The organism is Vibrio sp. 10N.222.55.C6 (genome assembly GCF_041473395.1).
In the GTDB taxonomy this organism is placed as follows: Bacteria; Pseudomonadota; Gammaproteobacteria; order Enterobacterales; family Vibrionaceae; genus Vibrio; species Vibrio crassostreae_C.
Genome location: NZ_JBFRSD010000028.1, coordinates 176,482 through 192,852, shown reverse-complemented (window position 1 = coordinate 192,852; position 16,371 = coordinate 176,482). Strand labels below are relative to the sequence as shown.

The 16,371-nt window shown below is 43.7% G+C and carries 13 protein-coding genes and 1 pseudogene; 12 read left to right on the top strand and 2 right to left on the bottom strand.

Translation table 11 applies throughout. The annotated features are described in order from the left end of the window. Positions 1–197: 197 nt before the first annotated feature. The 12 genes and pseudogenes from AB4486_RS16555 to AB4486_RS16500 all read left to right on the top strand — a co-directional run. Positions 198–707: pseudogene (locus AB4486_RS16555) on the top strand (IS5/IS1182 family transposase); the annotation flags it as partial. A gap of 668 nt (positions 708–1,375) precedes the next feature. Next, positions 1,376–1,651 carry a hypothetical protein gene (locus AB4486_RS16550; protein ID WP_372117806.1) on the top strand — a complete coding sequence of 92 codons (276 nt, stop codon included), beginning with the start codon at positions 1,376–1,378 and terminating at the stop codon, positions 1,649–1,651. A gap of 113 nt (positions 1,652–1,764) precedes the next feature. After that, entirely contained in the window at positions 1,765–2,076 is a 312-nt protein-coding gene (locus AB4486_RS16545) for a hypothetical protein (protein ID WP_102428212.1), read from the top strand. 203 nt (positions 2,077–2,279) lie between these two features. After that, on the top strand, positions 2,280–3,197 hold the full coding sequence (locus AB4486_RS16540; RefSeq protein ID WP_372075015.1) for a hypothetical protein: 918 nt from the start codon (positions 2,280–2,282) through the stop codon (positions 3,195–3,197). Further along, positions 3,197–3,835, top strand: coding sequence for a hypothetical protein (locus AB4486_RS16535; protein ID WP_372117803.1), 639 nt, complete (start codon positions 3,197–3,199; stop codon positions 3,833–3,835). The genes AB4486_RS16540 and AB4486_RS16535 overlap by 1 nt, the downstream gene beginning before the upstream one ends. Continuing rightward, the gene (locus AB4486_RS16530; protein ID WP_372075017.1) at positions 3,835–5,007 is read left to right on the top strand and encodes a hypothetical protein; all 1,173 of its coding nucleotides are present in this window, start codon (positions 3,835–3,837) and stop codon (positions 5,005–5,007) included. The genes AB4486_RS16535 and AB4486_RS16530 overlap by 1 nt, the downstream gene beginning before the upstream one ends. Then, on the top strand, positions 4,995–6,377 hold the full coding sequence (locus AB4486_RS16525) for a hypothetical protein (RefSeq protein WP_372117801.1): 1,383 nt from the start codon (positions 4,995–4,997) through the stop codon (positions 6,375–6,377). The genes AB4486_RS16530 and AB4486_RS16525 overlap by 13 nt, the downstream gene beginning before the upstream one ends. A gap of 3 nt (positions 6,378–6,380) precedes the next feature. Then, on the top strand, positions 6,381–7,691 hold the full coding sequence (locus AB4486_RS16520) for a transglycosylase SLT domain-containing protein (RefSeq protein ID WP_136978396.1): 1,311 nt from the start codon (positions 6,381–6,383) through the stop codon (positions 7,689–7,691). Between the two features lie 9 nt (positions 7,692–7,700). Next, a complete protein-coding gene (locus AB4486_RS16515) occupies positions 7,701–8,204 on the top strand; it encodes a hypothetical protein (protein WP_372117798.1) in 504 nt (167 codons plus the stop codon). Between the two features lie 63 nt (positions 8,205–8,267). Then, positions 8,268–10,163 carry a hypothetical protein gene (locus tag AB4486_RS16510; RefSeq protein WP_372117795.1) on the top strand — a complete coding sequence of 632 codons (1,896 nt, stop codon included), beginning with the start codon at positions 8,268–8,270 and terminating at the stop codon, positions 10,161–10,163. A 484-nt stretch (positions 10,164–10,647) separates the two neighbouring features. Continuing rightward, positions 10,648–11,229: a flavodoxin family protein gene (locus AB4486_RS16505; RefSeq protein WP_136978391.1), complete on the top strand. Its 582-nt coding sequence runs from the start codon at positions 10,648–10,650 to the stop codon at positions 11,227–11,229. 132 nt (positions 11,230–11,361) lie between these two features. Continuing rightward, the gene (locus tag AB4486_RS16500; protein WP_372117793.1) at positions 11,362–12,207 is read left to right on the top strand and encodes a LysR family transcriptional regulator; all 846 of its coding nucleotides are present in this window, start codon (positions 11,362–11,364) and stop codon (positions 12,205–12,207) included. Here AB4486_RS16500 and AB4486_RS16495 read toward each other — a convergent pair. Both AB4486_RS16495 and carB read right to left on the bottom strand, forming a co-directional pair. After that, entirely contained in the window at positions 12,158–12,937 is a 780-nt protein-coding gene (locus tag AB4486_RS16495; protein WP_017059295.1) for a TSUP family transporter, read from the bottom strand. The two genes, AB4486_RS16500 and AB4486_RS16495, sit on opposite strands and share 50 nt — an antisense overlap. A 195-nt stretch (positions 12,938–13,132) precedes the next feature. Continuing rightward, entirely contained in the window at positions 13,133–16,363 is a 3,231-nt protein-coding gene (gene carB / locus AB4486_RS16490; protein ID WP_017059294.1) for a carbamoyl-phosphate synthase large subunit, read from the bottom strand. Positions 16,364–16,371 lie beyond the last annotated feature (8 nt).

The window sequence follows — 16,371 nt, the reverse complement described above, 5'->3', positions numbered from 1 at the left end:
ATTTTAGTGTGAACTAAGCAGCCTTCACGAAATGACCTGCTACGAAATACCAATCCCTTCCAATTTTCATCATTGATTTGTGTGCGTTTACTCGCACACGTTTAAGAGGCCTCTCTCGTACACAAATTGCAAAATATCTCCAAGTCAGTCGAACCAAGATAAATAAGTGGGGGGATTGAGGTTAGCCCCCCCCCTTTAATTACACCTGTATAAGCTATCGCTCACAAACGGTAAAGTTAAATATTGGAATAAATATAAAGGTGCTGCTCACCACATAGCCATAGACTCAACAGAACTCAGGACCTTTAGAGAGAGTGAGTAAAAGATGAAAAACATGGCTCGAAAAGCAGAGAACATAGCGTAAGCTTTGACGTTGATATCCACGAAGCCATTAGTTATTAGATTAGCCTTGTAAAGCTTGGCGATAATGAGGTGATGCCAACATTATTTATTTCTTTACGTAGAAAGATCCGCGCCGTCTCAGAGGGGGGAGACTTACGACACAAAAATTCAGCACTTTGGAAAGACGGACATCCCAGAAATGAAAGAGTAACAGCTCTGAAAAATGGGATTATAACGGAGTGGAAAGCCAAGCTTGGTTATCACTACCTGAAATCGCAATGCCGCGATATAAAGGGCTATTCAGTGGTCAATTAAGCTTGAGATATTACAACGTTCAAGGGGCAAATCTTGTCGTTAATATATGATTATATTGAAATTCACCTCATTATCACGCCGAAAAACTGGTTAAGTTCGAAGATTACAAACCTCAAATTGCAACAAAAAGAATCAATTAGACACTCTCTCACAAAAAAACTTACCATCTGGTTAGTAAAAAAAGTGACCGCCATCAAACTTTCTAGTTAAAGTTCCTTATCTACAACCATAAGCTCACTCAATCAAAATAAACCCATCGATAAAAATCTGAACAAACATCACAAAAATGGAACGCTCATCGGCACCAATAAATTATGTTACAAATGGTTTCTAGTGCAAACTCAATTTGCGCATGGCTACAATGACGCGCTCAAAAGTCAATCAGACATAAGTGTTCGAAAAAGCACTTTTAAAACTCAACTAGCCCATAGAAACTGAGTTTATAGAAACAGTACGCATCTGCTTGGCGATCAATTATCGAGCAATTGAGATGGTTATTAACCTTTAATCACGAAATAGAAATCACCCAAAATAAATTATTGACATTGGAATGGTTGTACGTAAAAAACCTGACAGAACTTTTTATTACAAATATAATTTATTACACTTCCATGACAATTAACAAAAATAAAATAAAAGTGAAACAATTAATGCATTTGACTTAATTGTTCTACGTGGATTAACCTTTTAGAACACAAACACTAATTAGGGGATTAAAATGAACGACTCAATTAAAGAAGCTAGACTTAAGAACAACATGAAGAACCCAATTGTTGCCATAGCACTTGGCTTCTTTATTCCAGGTGCTGGTCAAATGTACGCAGGAAGCGTCATGTGGGGTATTATTAATCTAATCATTGCTATTGTATGTGCAATTACCGTGATTGCATCTCCAATTAGTTTCATCATTTGGGCTGTAGCACTATTTATGGGTTACAAAGGCACAAAAGAGTTTAACAACAAAGTATTGGATACAGCGGAAAGCCAAGCCTAGTCTTTGCAAGAGCAATCGCACAATATATACACTCAATAGTTTGATTTAGTGGCTAGTCAAAGCCAAACTGACGACTTAAATAAAGACCTTTAACTAATATTAAAGTTACCATAATGACGATTAGAATCTTCACCATTAGCCTTGCTACTATTCTTATAACTGGCTGTGGCAACGACTCGAAAAAAGTTGAGTCTCTTGTTGAACAAGGCATCATTGAAGCAACTGGAGCTACTATGGGGCTTGTAGAAACGACCATCGATAAAATCAACTGCTCAAAGAAAAAACACCCTAATGTTAGAAATACATCATACTTTTGCGATGTATCTATCACAGTAGCAAATAAAGACTTTGGCATTGAAGAGGCAATTTCTGAATCAGGTTATTTTGACTTTGATGGTAAAGAGACAATTACCCCTCTCGACTAATTTCAATCTATTAATTTAAAACACAAAATAGAACAATCGATTATCAAATGACATAGTTCAAGCTGTTTTATCAAAATTTAAATAACATATGGTGACCAAAATTATCTAAATTATTTTTGGTCACTACCTATTGCTATGAAAAATATATTTAAAAAGATCACCGTAAATCTTTAAATAATATAAAACCTATGGTGATATCTTATATGAAATATATAAAATTAATTTTACCATGTTTAGCCACTTTCATGATTTTTTGGGGCAACACTAGTAATGCAAATTACTTAGCACCAAAAAAAATCGCTATTAAAGCAGAAAGCGAACATATCGCTTTTGAACAAGCACAATTCAAGCTTGCTAAGCAACTCTTCAGCAAAGTAAGTGCTGAAACTGTTTCAAGTTGCCAAACTATTGCAGACCAAACCCATTGTTTATTCGAAGACAAATCCACTATCTCTTCTATTCCAATTGAAGTGAGCCACCTATCTCTGCACTCACAAACTTGTGGTGATGTTCTTTGTCAATATCAGTTCTCTGTTGATGTGCAAACATGGTATCAGCAACTGACCACTCAACTGAGCACCAGTTTAAAGTCTTTTGACCAACTGGTTAGTGATGACATTCTATCCTGGGATAATTTTCTTCGTATGGAAAAAGCTCGGGATGAATTAGCTCAAAATAAATATCGTGTGATGATTTTATCCTCAATAGCTCCAAACCAAGCGAGTTCTTTATTGCAGGACTACCACCAAAGTGAAGTGCGTATAAACGAACGCATCAGTCAAACGCCCGTTAAGTTCTTAACTGCTGGAGACCTTTTATCTCAGCAAGTCACTAATGCACTCACTCATAAGTTCGTGGTTGATCAAGATAACGGTCTACCAATTTATATCGAATCACTCTCTAAGCAAGGCCATAGTCACAATCGAGCAGTCTCGCACAAGACAATACGTTTGAAGCTATTGGAACCTCAGGATCTCTCTAAAGTTGTTCAACAAATTGAGTTTAGTGAGCGGGCGATTGCGAACGATGTGATCATCGCAAAAGAGCAAGCAAGCAACACCATTTTGACCAAAATAAACCAACACACCTTCTACGAATTGTTTTTAGGTAGGGAAAAATAATGAAATTAAAGACTGGATTCGTGTTAACCGTGCTAGCAATCGCGGGTTGTGCGTCCCCCTCTACTGAGCAAATCGCCTTTGAAGATCGTCAGCTCACACTCAATGATGTAAAAACACAATGCGAAGAGATGGGAACCGAATTCACGAGCATTCGACGCGGTTTTGACAATATTTCTCGCGCTATGGTTTCACTTCAACACCGTCAATGTCGAGTTGTCGAACAGTTCAATATAACCCAACAAGAGTACGCTGACGTCGCTGGCTTTATTCATAGTAATCGACACCTAAACGGTGAAGAGTTTGATGCAGAAATCGAGCGATTCGATGCTCTACTTCCTAATTCTGATCGGGTTCGCCCCAAGATAGAACGCTACCAGCTCGCTTTACGTCGAATCATGAATGAAAACGAAGAATTAACCGCTGATTTATTGGGGTTTTCTGCGGAAGTAAGTCTTCTGGTTTGGGATGAGCCTTTAGTCCTTTTACCGATTAGCACAAAAGCTGGTACCGCATTTGATGAAATGCGTGAACGCAAATCTTTAATCGAACTTGCCAACGACATGATTCAGTTGGACAAAGCGACCCTTGAGCAAATTCAAGCTTACGATAACCACATCAAACAGAAGGTAAAATCATAATGCGCTTTCAAACCACGGTCGCACTATTTGGCTTAGTCTCAATCGCTGGGTGCCAGTCTACACAGCCTTCACAAACCGTTTCAAAAGCCAACCAAGCGACCTCGAGTTCGAATGTTATCGTTGGTAAATCTGCACATGACTTTTCTGATGATGATATCCAAGTGCCTGCTTACTTTAATACCCAAGGTCTTCAGTTTTGTTCATATGAGGCGGTTGAAACAGACTCACGTTGCCCGCTTGCACGCAAAACGATTCGAGTTCACTTTAATGATATCAATACGCAACTTAATCGTGGTGAGCAACAAAGCTCAGGTAAAGTATTTGATGAGCTCCACACCAGCATTAATGCCTTCAACGTCGATGGCTTAGTTGCTGCTCTGGAGAACCAATTTGCTGGTGTAAACCGCTTCAGAATCATCACTGCGGATAGTGACGCTGTCAATCAATCACTTGAGCGTATTTTAGCGGAAGAAGGCGCAAACCAAGTTGCTGAGCGCAACAGCCAACGTGCGGCAGTATCGACAGATTACGTGATGGCCATTGATGTCACTAAATCAGCCGACATGATGTTCGGTGCGGAGCAATCACTATTTCACTCATCAATGGACATGAGCACAGGCTTTATTGACCCTTACACTCGCGAGCGTCTGAGCTATCCAAATATTGGCCGTACAACGACCTCCAACTTTGATGTGCGCCCTAAGGGTGACTTCGCATCGATTATTGTCAACGGTAATTACTACCGAGGCTTTAATTACACTAGCCCGCAAGATGTCAGTGGTGTGATGGCTGATATGGCCACTCGCAGCTTCGACGTCATGCTGAGCCGTTTACTAACCGAGATGCCCGCTACTTCGCAAGTGCTGGGTATTCGGGGAAATCAGATCTCATTAGACCGTGGCCAAAATGCAGGTATTTTGCCAAATGAAACAATGGTGATCTTTGAATATTCAGCGGGATTTGTTGAACCCATTGGTGTTGCCTCTGTGACGCCTAGTATGCAAAGCGCACAAGGCAATATGGTCCGTTGGAAAAACGACAACATTGCGAAAAATATCCAAAGTGAAGCGCAAAAGGGTATCTACCAACCGGACCGTAATCGACAGCTATTTGCCGTCAGTGTGGGTGTTCCACAGCAATTCTTGGAAGAACGAAGCACATGGACAAACTAACGTTGACCACACTGGTGAGTAGCCCTGCCATACTACTCATCACTGCGTCATTAGCACATGGACAAGGCATTCACTTTGAGCACCAAGCGCGATCTGGCTCCCTCGTTGAGCAAGGCTGTGCTTGGGGCCGTGGCGCGCAAGCGATTAAAGACGCAAAATCAGACGCGACGACTTCATTGACGCGATTTCTAACTGCACCATCAAATGATCAGCTTTCTTCTGGCGACTTTGATCGACTGCTGGCGACTTTTGATAGTGAAAAACGTCAATCACTTATTAACGCGCTTGAACTGGGTGAGGTTACGCCTGTGTTTTCTGACGCGTTTTTACTCGGGAGTGATACCTGTGTCAAAGCAAGCTTGCACAGTGATGCAGGAACTCAGATTGATAGCAACTCTGTGGTTTGGGGCGAAGAGGAGGCACATTCTGCTCTGGTTATGGGTGACAGTCGCAATGCGGCCAATGTCAGTGGTAATGAAGAGCAGAAAGCACTGATAGATGCGATAACCAAAGGGCTATCAAGTGCCTTTAATTGGCTTGTCTCTGCCGAGCAGATTAACGTCTTGACCGCTAATGATCACCACACAGTAGTAGCCGTTCGTCAAAATAACGTAGCGACTCGCATTGTGCTACTAGAAAACTGGCAGCAACTGGACAAGTCGTTGCAATCCGATGGTAGCGTTAAGGCAACGTTTAACCTGTCATTTCGTGAGCCAAACGAGAAACAAAAAAATAGTATTATTCGAGCCTACCTTGAGCAGCCTGCTTTCTATATCGATGCGGACGATAAGAAAGTGGCTGACAAACTGAGCCAAATACTCAGCCTACGCGGTGAGCGAGTGGTGACTGATAGTAAGCAATCGGCGCTAACCCTTAACGTTCAAACAGACTATCCAGAATCAGTCACTGGCCAGCAACTGAGTTTATCAGTCAATATCAATGACCCATCAGGTCAGCAGTTTGGTCATTGGAAAAATGAGCCATCATTGATTGCATTAAATAAGTCTAACAGCTCCAAACAGCAGCTTATCAATACTCACTTTGCGAACGCCAACTCGCTTAACGAAATTGATAAGCAGCTAAATAACGTCTTGTTGAAATTGTTTGAACTTGGTGGCCCACAGCATAAGGTTTTCTTTCAACCAAGTAAGGTAGGAAATGAAGCCCAGCTCGTCAGTCTTATTGGCGTAATCGATGAGGCTAGGGACGTGCGGATCCATCAGGAAAACAACTATGTTGTTTTGACTCTTCGGTACCCTCACACAGCCGCAAAGCTCGCGCAATACTTGGTACCAGCTTTAAGTATTCATCAGCCTAATCGCAACGCTCAAGTTGAGATTGTGCACGACTATCATATTGTTGTGGAGTAACGAATGAAACATGCAAAACTAAGCCTTTGCGCTCTTATGTTGAGCGTTACTTACTCCCCTGCCCCGCTCGCAACACCTGGTATTGACTCACAAGAATTTGAGCAGTGGTATCAAACCCAGCAACAAGAGTTTGAACAATGGTATAAGGAGCAGTTGAGCGCCTTTAATCAGTGGCAAATCGATAACTTCGACTTGCTTGACAACGAGGTGCACCAGCAGCTGAATCAATGGGGTGAAGCCCAATTTGAGTCAGGTAAAACGGTCGTACTATTCGATAGTGACCAAGAGACCAAACTGGTTGTTGATCTCGAAAGTAATCACCTCTCACTTTCTCACTTGTCGAATGACAAAAATGAGCAAGAAGATATGACTCAGCTGCGTGAACGAATGCACGACATGCTAGTAGCGAATCAAGAGCTGCTCAATGATTTGGGAATGGTTGAGCTTCCAGAGATTGATTCATCTAACATCCACTCTCGATCCCCTCAAATTGATGCAGACCAACAAACAGCCTTAGAGGCACAAATCCGTGCTCAAACAGAACGACAGCTGATTGAGATGAGTCGCTATTCCGACGCTCTTTCACAAGTTGAACCTTCAGCACGAATGAGTACATTTACTCAGCAGCAACAAGCCGCTCTGAAAGCAAATGAACAACGGCGACTTGAAGCAGTTCAAGTACAAGCATCACAAGCAAATGTTGAGTTCCAGCGTGTATCAAACCGTGTCTATGATTTTGAAGCACCGTTGCCAACCAACTCGGTTGCAGCTCGTGCAGAACGCTATCAGCCACTCATCCGAGTCGAAAGCCAGAAACAGAATGCCGATGAGGCGCTTCTCATGGCAATTACACATACAGAATCGCATTTCAATCCTAAGGCAAAATCACCAGTTCCTGCTTATGGCTTGATGCAAGTCGTACCACAAACAGCTGGTCATGATGTTAACCGACTGGTTCGTAAAATTGACAAGCCTATGAACCCGAACGAACTCTATGATGTGCGTACCAATATAGAGACTGGGACTGCTTACATTCAGATCCTAGATCGTCGCTATCTACGTCAAGTTACTGACCCCAAGAGCCGCTTATGGTGCGTGATTGCTGCCTATAACACTGGCTCGGGCAATGTCGCTCGTGCCTTTGGTCACCGCACTATGGCAGGTGCTGCACCTGTTATCAACAAGATGACGTCAGAACAAGTTTATCAGCACCTTATTCAGCACTTACCTTACGAAGAAACTCGCAATTATCTTCCAAAAGTGCGCAATAAGATGCGCGGTTACGCTCAACAAAATAATCAAAACGCTATTTAGAGAAACACTATGAAAAAAATTACTTTGTCTATTGCAATGACATTGGCTATCAGTGGATGTTCATCAACACCAGATTGGGTTTTTACACCTGACAAGAATCAAGAGAGTGGTATTTGGGAATCCGCTTGCGCGGCTGATACAGGCAACTTTACCACTGATCGTAACCATGCTGCTCACCAAGCTCGCGTGAATATCGCACGCTCACTAGAGACTTCTATTGTAGCACTAGAGCAATCTCGTCAAGCGACGGATTCCGCTGACAACACCTATTCATCGGTCTCTGAACAAACCACCTCTGCGCTGTTAAAACACAGCAGACTAAAAGAATCCGCGCTCGTGAATATTAACGACCAAAGCCAATTTTGTGTGCTAATGGAATTGTCTGATGCCCAGCTTGTGGATGTCATCGATGAATTAGCAGACGACGGCCTGATCGATCCAATGGATCGTTCAGCTATGTACGAAGAATTTAAAAAGCAGCAACAGTTAGAACGTCTATCTAGCAAACTTTAATTTAAACGATAAACAATATCTAGGGCACTGCACTGAGCCTTGCCCCATCTGGTAGTACCAAAAATGTACAAACTTATTATTTTGAGCCTTTTACTCGTAAGCACAAAAACACTCGCGTACGAGTTTACGGCACCGTTAGAAAAAAACGCACAAAGCCAAAAGCAGTATGCGGCGTCAACGGGCGCAACAAGCTATCGTCTGGCTAAGCGCAACCCTAGCTGTGAAAAAGACTGTCGTGTCGATCTTGTCTCCAATGACCGCAGAGTTATTTCAGGTAATTTTAATCCGGGCTCTAGCATCTTTGTTAGTGCTTACTACCGTGATATTTCGTGGGCAATTGTACGAGAGCCTTATAAAAATGAAAAAGGCAGAAATCGCCATCGTTATATGCGCGTCAACTCTAAAGGTCAGAAGCAACAACAGAGTGTTCGACAGTGTCGTTACGCTACTGAAGCTGAAATGACGATTACGCACAACGGTATTCTTGTCTGTGCAAAAGATGATGTTGTTCACATGCGAGGACCAGGATACGAGCGCGAGTTTACGCTGCCTGAATCATCCTTTGCTGGCGCGGTTAATAACAACCTTGCTGGTACAACTGCTATCGCGTTTGTCGGTCGTGACAGCTTTAACCTGTATACAACCAATGTCTACAAACTGATGAGCTATGAAGATACGGCATGGGACAAGACGTTAAGCTACTTCCACCCTCGCAGTGACAGCAATCAGGTGTTAACGGTTTACCCTGAAAACCGAAGCCGCACGATAGTGGCTGCTTACGAGTACATTAACGTGCTTAACAAAGGCCTTAACCTTTACTATTTCCAAGATGGTCATGAGCCTAGAGCGGGACATTTTTTCAATAGTGCTGAAGTTAATATCGGTCATGAACCAGAGATTTATGTTGCAGGGCGTGATGTGGTCATTCGCGCCAAAAACACCTCTATGCGAGATCGTCAGTCGTGGAAAATCAGCCTCGATGATCTTCAAAATAACGTTGAGGACCAGTTCTTACGCTATAGCCACCCAGCCAAAATAGATTTGCTAGCAGGTTATGGTTTAACGCACACAGACTGGAGCATTAATCAGCGAATAAAAGACAACAATAAAGAGACAGTAGCAAAGACTTCTTATCGTATGAACGATGAAAACATGGAAACTTACTACTTCCAAGGTCGAATTGGTGAGACACAAATTTCTTTACGCCAGTTGACCAACGAAGGCAAAGATCACAGTAATGGCAACGTATCAAAAGGTACAAAGATGCTCACTGGTATGGTTGATTTTCATGGTTTCTTTGATGGTGCAAATACGCTTCGCCTCGAATTTGACACTCTAGAATCAGGTGGTGTAGCTCACTACAGTGATGTCGACGGTACTCTGGAACCATTTACGTTTGAAACTGAATATACCAACATTGCTATTCTACTGATGGGTGAACGCGGCGGCTACTGGGGCTTCTCTTACAGTGACTACCATGCCCCGAGTGCAGTCGGCTTTTTTGATAGAAATGGACGTATCGCCGGAACTGCATTCGATGAAAACTTCGATATTAAATCTTACATGTTTAAGATTGGCTATAACGAGGCTGCGTACGGTGCACGTTATGAAACCAGCTATTCTCGCTTTTACAATGATATTGGTATTGGTATTGGTCTGAGCAAGTTATCTGTAGACCGTGATGCTTTAGAGGCAGCTACGGGTGATCGACATGCAAAATTAAGTGGTCATAATCGCTTAGCTTTAACAGGTGAGTTAGAGATTGGCTACATTTGGCAAAAACGCTTCCACTCGATGCGCGCTGCAGGCTTCTCATTGCAAGCAGGGTACCGTGCAAAAGCAGATATGCTGATACCAATGTATGGCGATGCCAAGGGAGACGATAATGGTTATGAGTTAGCCTACGAACGCTCTGATATTTGGCATGGGCCATTTGTCCAGTTTAATGCCGTTTGGTAGCTAACGTATTTCGAGTATTAATATTCACAATTACTAATGACCCCGATTTCAGATAATAACTGCGACACTCATGGGAAGGTGTAGAAGACGACAACTGCTGAAAGTAGTGCGCTCTTCTCACCAAAGAAACAAGCAGTTGTAGCATGAATTATCAGCAATTCCTGAAATAGCTAAAACAACTCAGTGCCATCGCTCTACGATATATCTGGAAGTTATCATTGCCGACCTTCGCCATCAAATAAGCTATCGTTACAAAGAGAAAGGCTCCGCAAAGGGGCCTTTTTTAATCACGTTTAAAATCACTTATACCCTCTATTTCCACTCTTCAAAGATCCCTTCTTTTCCTAACACTCAATTTAGTTAGTCCATTAGCCAAGAGGTTAGTAATGTTTTTTGTTTACTTATCTAATTCGCAGGCTATATTAATAAACAAATAGCTTTATAAATAAATGTATTTACTAACATTGGCAAAAGGGAGTTCAAGATGAGTATTGGTAAAGTGGGCATTGTTTTCTTCTCTAAGAATGGAGCAACTAAGCAAGTTGCTGAGACAATCGCTGAAGGCATTAACACTCAACAACCTAACTCAGTACTCCTTGTCGAAGTGCTATCTTCTGAAGTGGTCGAAGGAAGGTATGACAATGATGATAAGCTCAAGTCATTAGACAGCTGTGACGCCATTATCTTTGGCTCCCCGACTTATATGGGTTCACCAGCCGCGCAGTTTAAGAGCTTTATGGATGCAAGTAGTGATAGCTATTGTAAGAAAGCATGGCGAAATAAACTCGCAGCAGGCTTTACCACTGGCGGCAGCCTTAACGGTGAGCAGCAACAAACCTTGTTGAGCTTTTTCACTCTGGCCTGTCAGCACGGCATGATTTGGGCTGGGCTTGATATCTCAAAGCACATTGATGACTTAGGTTTGAATCGCACAGGGTCAAGCATTGGTTTGGTCGCCAGTGAAGATGAGACGGCAGATAGCACCAATAGTCACATCAACAGTAACGATCTTCAGACTGCTTTCTATTTTGGTCAGCGCATCGCGAGTCTAGTTAAGAGAACCTAAACTAACTAGTTAGCTGACGGGCTAGCTTCAAAACTCCTAGCTTGATTGATATCTATGATCTCAAGACTAGAGAATGAATGTTGTTTGAGGTAAGTTGAAACAATCATTCCCAACTTTCATGAATATAACCCAATGCTACTCGAAGGAATCGAAACTCTACTGGTATTGAGTAAAGCAAAGACCATGAGCCGCACAGGCAGTTTGCTTTATATCAGCCAATCAGCGGTCAGCAAACGGATTGCGAATTTAGAAAAGAAGCTAGGTAAAAAGCTCATTGAACCGAGTGGCCGACAGATAAAACTCACGCCAGATGCGATAGCATTAATCGAGAGTATTGGCCCGACATTCAATGAACTTCGTGGGCTTATTTATGAACAGCAAGAGTTGGAAGATACCACTCTCATCACCCTAGACAGCACTAAGTCTCTGATAGCCGGTTATTTAGGTGAGATGATGGGCCAATTTATCCAGCAAGATAAGTACATCACCATTACCACCAACCACACGCCGAGAATTATCGAACGGGTGCAGTCCGGCAAGGCGACCTTGGGGTTGTGTGCTGGCTTACTGCCACCACATCATGGGTTGATGACCTTCCATCTTTTTGATGAACCGTTTTACATAGTTAGTAAGTCGCCGCTAACGGATCTCCCTCCAATGGTCATCACTAACGACATGACCAATCCAGCCAATTCTTATCAACTTTCTGTATTAGAAAAATTTGGTATCAAACCCTTGATGGAGATGGATGCCTACACCGCAGCGGCGCAACTTGCATTGGGCGGGACTGGGCCAGCGTTGATCCCGCTCTCTATCGTAAAAACACTCAATATTGAGTCTCAATATCTGTATAGCTTCACCGAATTAGCAGGCTTAATTCGGCCGATTCATATCTGTGTCAGACCGAATAGCTATCAGTCTCCACGAGTTAAAACACTGATAGAATCGATTGTTGATGCTGTTCCCAAAGCAGTTTAGACGCCATTAGCATCGACATCACGATCACAAGAGGGCGAATCCATTTTTGCCCTTTTGTCACCACCACTTTAGCGCCAAGCTGAGCGCCCATAAATCCACCGACCGCCATCACTAATCCCAACTCCCAAATAGGCAAGCCAGCCAAAATAAAGAAAATCAAGGCAGCGATATTCGAGGTAAAGTTAAGTACTTTAGTACGCGCCGTAGCATCGACTAACGAGAAGTGACCAATAGCAACAAAGCAGACGGTGAAGATAGAACCTGTTCCTGGGCCAAAAAAGCCATCATAGAAACCCACGCCGCCACCAATACACAGAGCAAACATCGCCTCAGAGATCTTCTGTTTTCCTTCAGACGCTCTAGTTTGGGGTGCCAACAGGAAATAGAGAGAGATAGCGATAAGCAGCAGTGGGATAACACTGGTCAGTAGGCTCGCATCAATGTGCTGGACTAACTCAGCGCCAATTGCAGAGCCAATAAAGGTACAAAAGATAGCAAGGCGCATCTCTTTGATGCTGACGATACCGTTGCGCACGAAATACCAACTCGCAGAGAAGCTGCCAAATGAGCTTTGGAGTTTGTTAGTTGCCAATGCCTGCGTCGGTGGAACTCCAGCCGCTAGCAATGCAGGTAGAGTCAGTAACCCACCGCCGCCAGCCATTGCATCAATAAAGCCTGCTGCCGTTGCAACAACAAACAAGATAGCCAATATTTCTAGAGTGATTTCCATATACCCAACGCCTTAAAGTCCTGTGTAGCGACAAGTTACCACTCACAGCAGACGAGCAATAACGAAACACAAGATTCTAACCTATTCCAAATATTCATCATTAAGCTACCGCGGAATAACAGACATAAAAAAGCCCACTCCGAGGAGTGGGCTTTGAGCATTTATATCCGCATATCAGCGATACACTTTAGGCGATTAAGCTTGAGAAGCTTTAACCTGAGCGTGTAGCTCTTGAACTGAAGTTACTGACGTTTTCGCGTCTGCAGTGTGCGCCATACAAGTCGCGAATGCAGCGTTTAGCGTAGTCGTGTAGTTAACTTTCTCAGCAAGTGCACCACGACGAAGAACTTTAGAATCTTCAATCGCTTGACGGCCAGCTGCAGTGTTCACGATGTACGTGTACTCGTTGTTCTTGATACGGTCAAGAATGTGAGGACGACCTTCGTGTACCTTGTTTACTAGACGTGGGTTGATGCCCGCTTCGCCAAGGATAACCGCAGTACCGTGAGTTGCGTCTAGCTGGTAACCAAGCTTAGATAGCTTAGATGCTAGGTCAACAACACGCTCTTTGTCGCCTTCGCGAACAGAAAGAAGTGCACGACCGCCTTCTGGGTAGATGTTACCACAACCCAATTCAGCTTTAGAGTATGCTTCTGCGAACGTCGCACCAACACCCATAACTTCACCAGTAGAGCGCATTTCTGGGCCTAACAGTGGGTCAACACCAGGGAACTTGTTGAATGGAAGTACAACTTCTTTCACTGAGTAGTAAGGTGGGATGATTTCTTTCGTAAAGCCTTGAGACTCTAGAGATTGACCCGCCATTACACGAGCGGCAATCTTAGCGATTGGCGCACCAGTTGCTTTAGATACGAATGGAACCGTACGTGCTGCACGAGGGTTAACCTCGATTAGGTACACTTCATTGTTCTTAACAGCAAACTGCGTGTTCATCAGACCACGAACACCCAACTCGAACGCTAGCTTTTCAACTTGCTCGCGCATTACGTCTTGGATTTCTTGGCTTAGCGTGTATGCAGGAAGAGAACATGCTGAGTCACCAGAGTGAACACCCGCTTGCTCGATGTGCTCCATAATACCGCCGATTACAACGCGCTCACCGTCACAAATCGCATCTACGTCTACTTCAACAGCGTCATCTAGGAAGCTATCAAGTAGTACTGGAGATTCGTTTGATACGCTAACTGCTTCGTTGAAGTAGCGACGTAGGTCTTGCTCGTCGTATACGATTTCCATCGCACGACCACCAAGTACGTAAGAAGGACGTACAACCAGTGGGAAGCCGATTTCACGAGATTTCTCTACCGCTTGCTCCATTGTTGTTACTGTCGCGTTTTCTGGTTGAAGTAGGCCTAGACGGTCTACAGCAACTTGGAAACGCTCACGGTCTTCTGCACGGTCGATTGCGTCTGGGCTAGTACCGATGATTGGTACGCCAGCAGCTTCAAGAGCACGTGCCAGTTTAAGTGGCGTTTGACCACCGTACTGAACGATAACGCCTTTTGGCTTCTCAACACGAGCGATTGCTAGTACGTCTTCCAGAGTTACTGGTTCGAAGTACAGACGGTCAGACGTATCGTAGTCTGTAGAAACTGTCTCAGGGTTACAGTTAACCATGATAGTTTCGTAGCCATCTTCACGTAGCGCTAGTGATGCGTGTACACAACAGTAGTCAAATTCAATGCCTTGGCCGATACGGTTTGGACCGCCGCCTAGAATCATGATTTTTTCTTTGTCTGTTGGGTTTGCTTCACACTCGTCATCGTAAGATGAGTACATGTAAGCCGTATCTGAAGAGAACTCAGCTGCACACGTATCTACACGCTTGTATACCGGGTGGATATCGTATTGGTCACGTAGACGACGGATTTCGCTTTCCGCTACACCTAGAATCTTAGATAGGCGCGCATCAGCAAAACCTTTACGCTTAAGCTTGTTTAGCTCGTCTTTATTTAGACCAGCAAAGCCTTTCGCTTTAAGTTCTTGCTCTAGCTTAACGATGTCTTCGATTTGAACTAGGAACCAACGGTCGATTTGCGTTAGGTTGAATACACCATCTACCGACATACCAGCACGGAATGCGTCAGCGATGTACCAAATACGCTCTGCGCCAGCTTCTTTAAGTTCGTGACGGATAGTCGTTAGAGCATCTGGTGCGTCTAGGTCTACCATTTCGTCAAAACCAGTCGCGCCAACTTCTAGGCCGCGAAGTGCTTTTTGTAGAGATTCTTGTTGGTTACGGCCGATAGCCATAACTTCACCAACCGACTTCATTTGCGTCGTTAGGCGGTCGTTAGCACCTGCAAACTTCTCGAAGTTAAAACGAGGAATCTTAGTTACTACGTAGTCGATTGTTGGTTCGAATGATGCTGGAGTTGCGCCGCCAGTGATGTCATTCATTAGCTCGTCTAGCGTGAAGCCAACAGCCAGTTTCGCTGCAATCTTAGCGATTGGGAAACCTGTTGCTTTAGAAGCTAGTGCAGAAGAGCGAGATACACGTGGGTTCATCTCGATGATAACCATACGGCCATCTTTCGGGTTGATACCAAACTGTACGTTTGAACCACCTGTTTCAACACCAATCTCACGCAGTACTGCTAGAGATGCGTTACGCATTAGTTGGTATTCTTTATCTGTCAGCGTTTGAGCTGGAGCCACAGTGATTGAGTCACCTGTGTGAATACCCATTGGGTCGAAGTTTTCAATCGCACATACGATGATGCAGTTGTCGTTTTTGTCACGAACCACTTCCATCTCGTACTCTTTCCAACCGATAAGTGATTCATCGATAAGAAGTTCATTAGTTGGAGATAGATCCAAACCACGACGACAGATTTCTTCAAATTCTTCTTTGTTGTAAGCGATACCGCCACCAGTACCACCCATCGTGAACGATGGACGAATGATACAAGGGAAGCCAACCATGTCTAAAACTTTGTAAGCTTCTTCCATCGTTTTCGCTGTATCAGCAGTTGGACACTCAAGGCCAATTGCTTTCATTGCTTTATCGAAGCGTGAACGGTCTTCTGCTTTATCGATAGCGTCAGCCGTTGCACCAATCATTTCAACACCGAACTCTTCAAGAACGCCGTGCTTTTCTAGGTCTAGAGCACAGTTCAATGCAGTTTGGCCACCCATAGTAGGTAGAACTGCATCAGGCTTCTCTTTAGCGATGATGTTACGCACAACTTCCCATTGGATAGGCTCGATGTAAGTTGCATCTGCCATGTCTGGGTCAGTCATGATTGTCGCTGGGTTCGAGTTCACAAGAATAACTCGGTAACCTTCTTCGCGAAGCGCTTTACAAGCTTGAGCACCAGAGTAATCGAACTCACATGCTTGGCCGATAACGATCGGGCCAGCACCTAGAATAAGAATACTTTTAATGTCAGTACGTTTTGGCATTGTCTACT

Bases quoted from the DNA above. Each gene is read 5' to 3' on its own strand.
- AB4486_RS16545 (WP_102428212.1), top strand. From the start codon at position 1,765: ATGACGATTAGAATCTTCACCATTAGCCTTGCTACTATTCTTATAACT.
- AB4486_RS16505 (WP_136978391.1), top strand. From the start codon at position 10,648: ATGAGTATTGGTAAAGTGGGCATTGTTTTCTTCTCTAAGAATGGAGCA.
- AB4486_RS16500 (WP_372117793.1), top strand. From the start codon at position 11,362: ATGCTACTCGAAGGAATCGAAACTCTACTGGTATTGAGTAAAGCAAAG.
- carB (WP_017059294.1), bottom strand. From the start codon at position 16,363: ATGCCAAAACGTACTGACATTAAAAGTATTCTTATTCTAGGTGCTGGC.
- AB4486_RS16515 (WP_372117798.1), top strand. From the start codon at position 7,701: ATGAAAAAAATTACTTTGTCTATTGCAATGACATTGGCTATCAGTGGA.
- AB4486_RS16525 (WP_372117801.1), top strand. From the start codon at position 4,995: ATGGACAAACTAACGTTGACCACACTGGTGAGTAGCCCTGCCATACTA.
- AB4486_RS16520 (WP_136978396.1), top strand. From the start codon at position 6,381: ATGAAACATGCAAAACTAAGCCTTTGCGCTCTTATGTTGAGCGTTACT.
- AB4486_RS16530 (WP_372075017.1), top strand. From the start codon at position 3,835: ATGCGCTTTCAAACCACGGTCGCACTATTTGGCTTAGTCTCAATCGCT.
- AB4486_RS16540 (WP_372075015.1), top strand. From the start codon at position 2,280: ATGAAATATATAAAATTAATTTTACCATGTTTAGCCACTTTCATGATT.
- AB4486_RS16495 (WP_017059295.1), bottom strand. From the start codon at position 12,937: ATGGAAATCACTCTAGAAATATTGGCTATCTTGTTTGTTGTTGCAACG.
- AB4486_RS16535 (WP_372117803.1), top strand. From the start codon at position 3,197: ATGAAATTAAAGACTGGATTCGTGTTAACCGTGCTAGCAATCGCGGGT.
- AB4486_RS16550 (WP_372117806.1), top strand. From the start codon at position 1,376: ATGAACGACTCAATTAAAGAAGCTAGACTTAAGAACAACATGAAGAAC.
- AB4486_RS16510 (WP_372117795.1), top strand. From the start codon at position 8,268: ATGTACAAACTTATTATTTTGAGCCTTTTACTCGTAAGCACAAAAACA.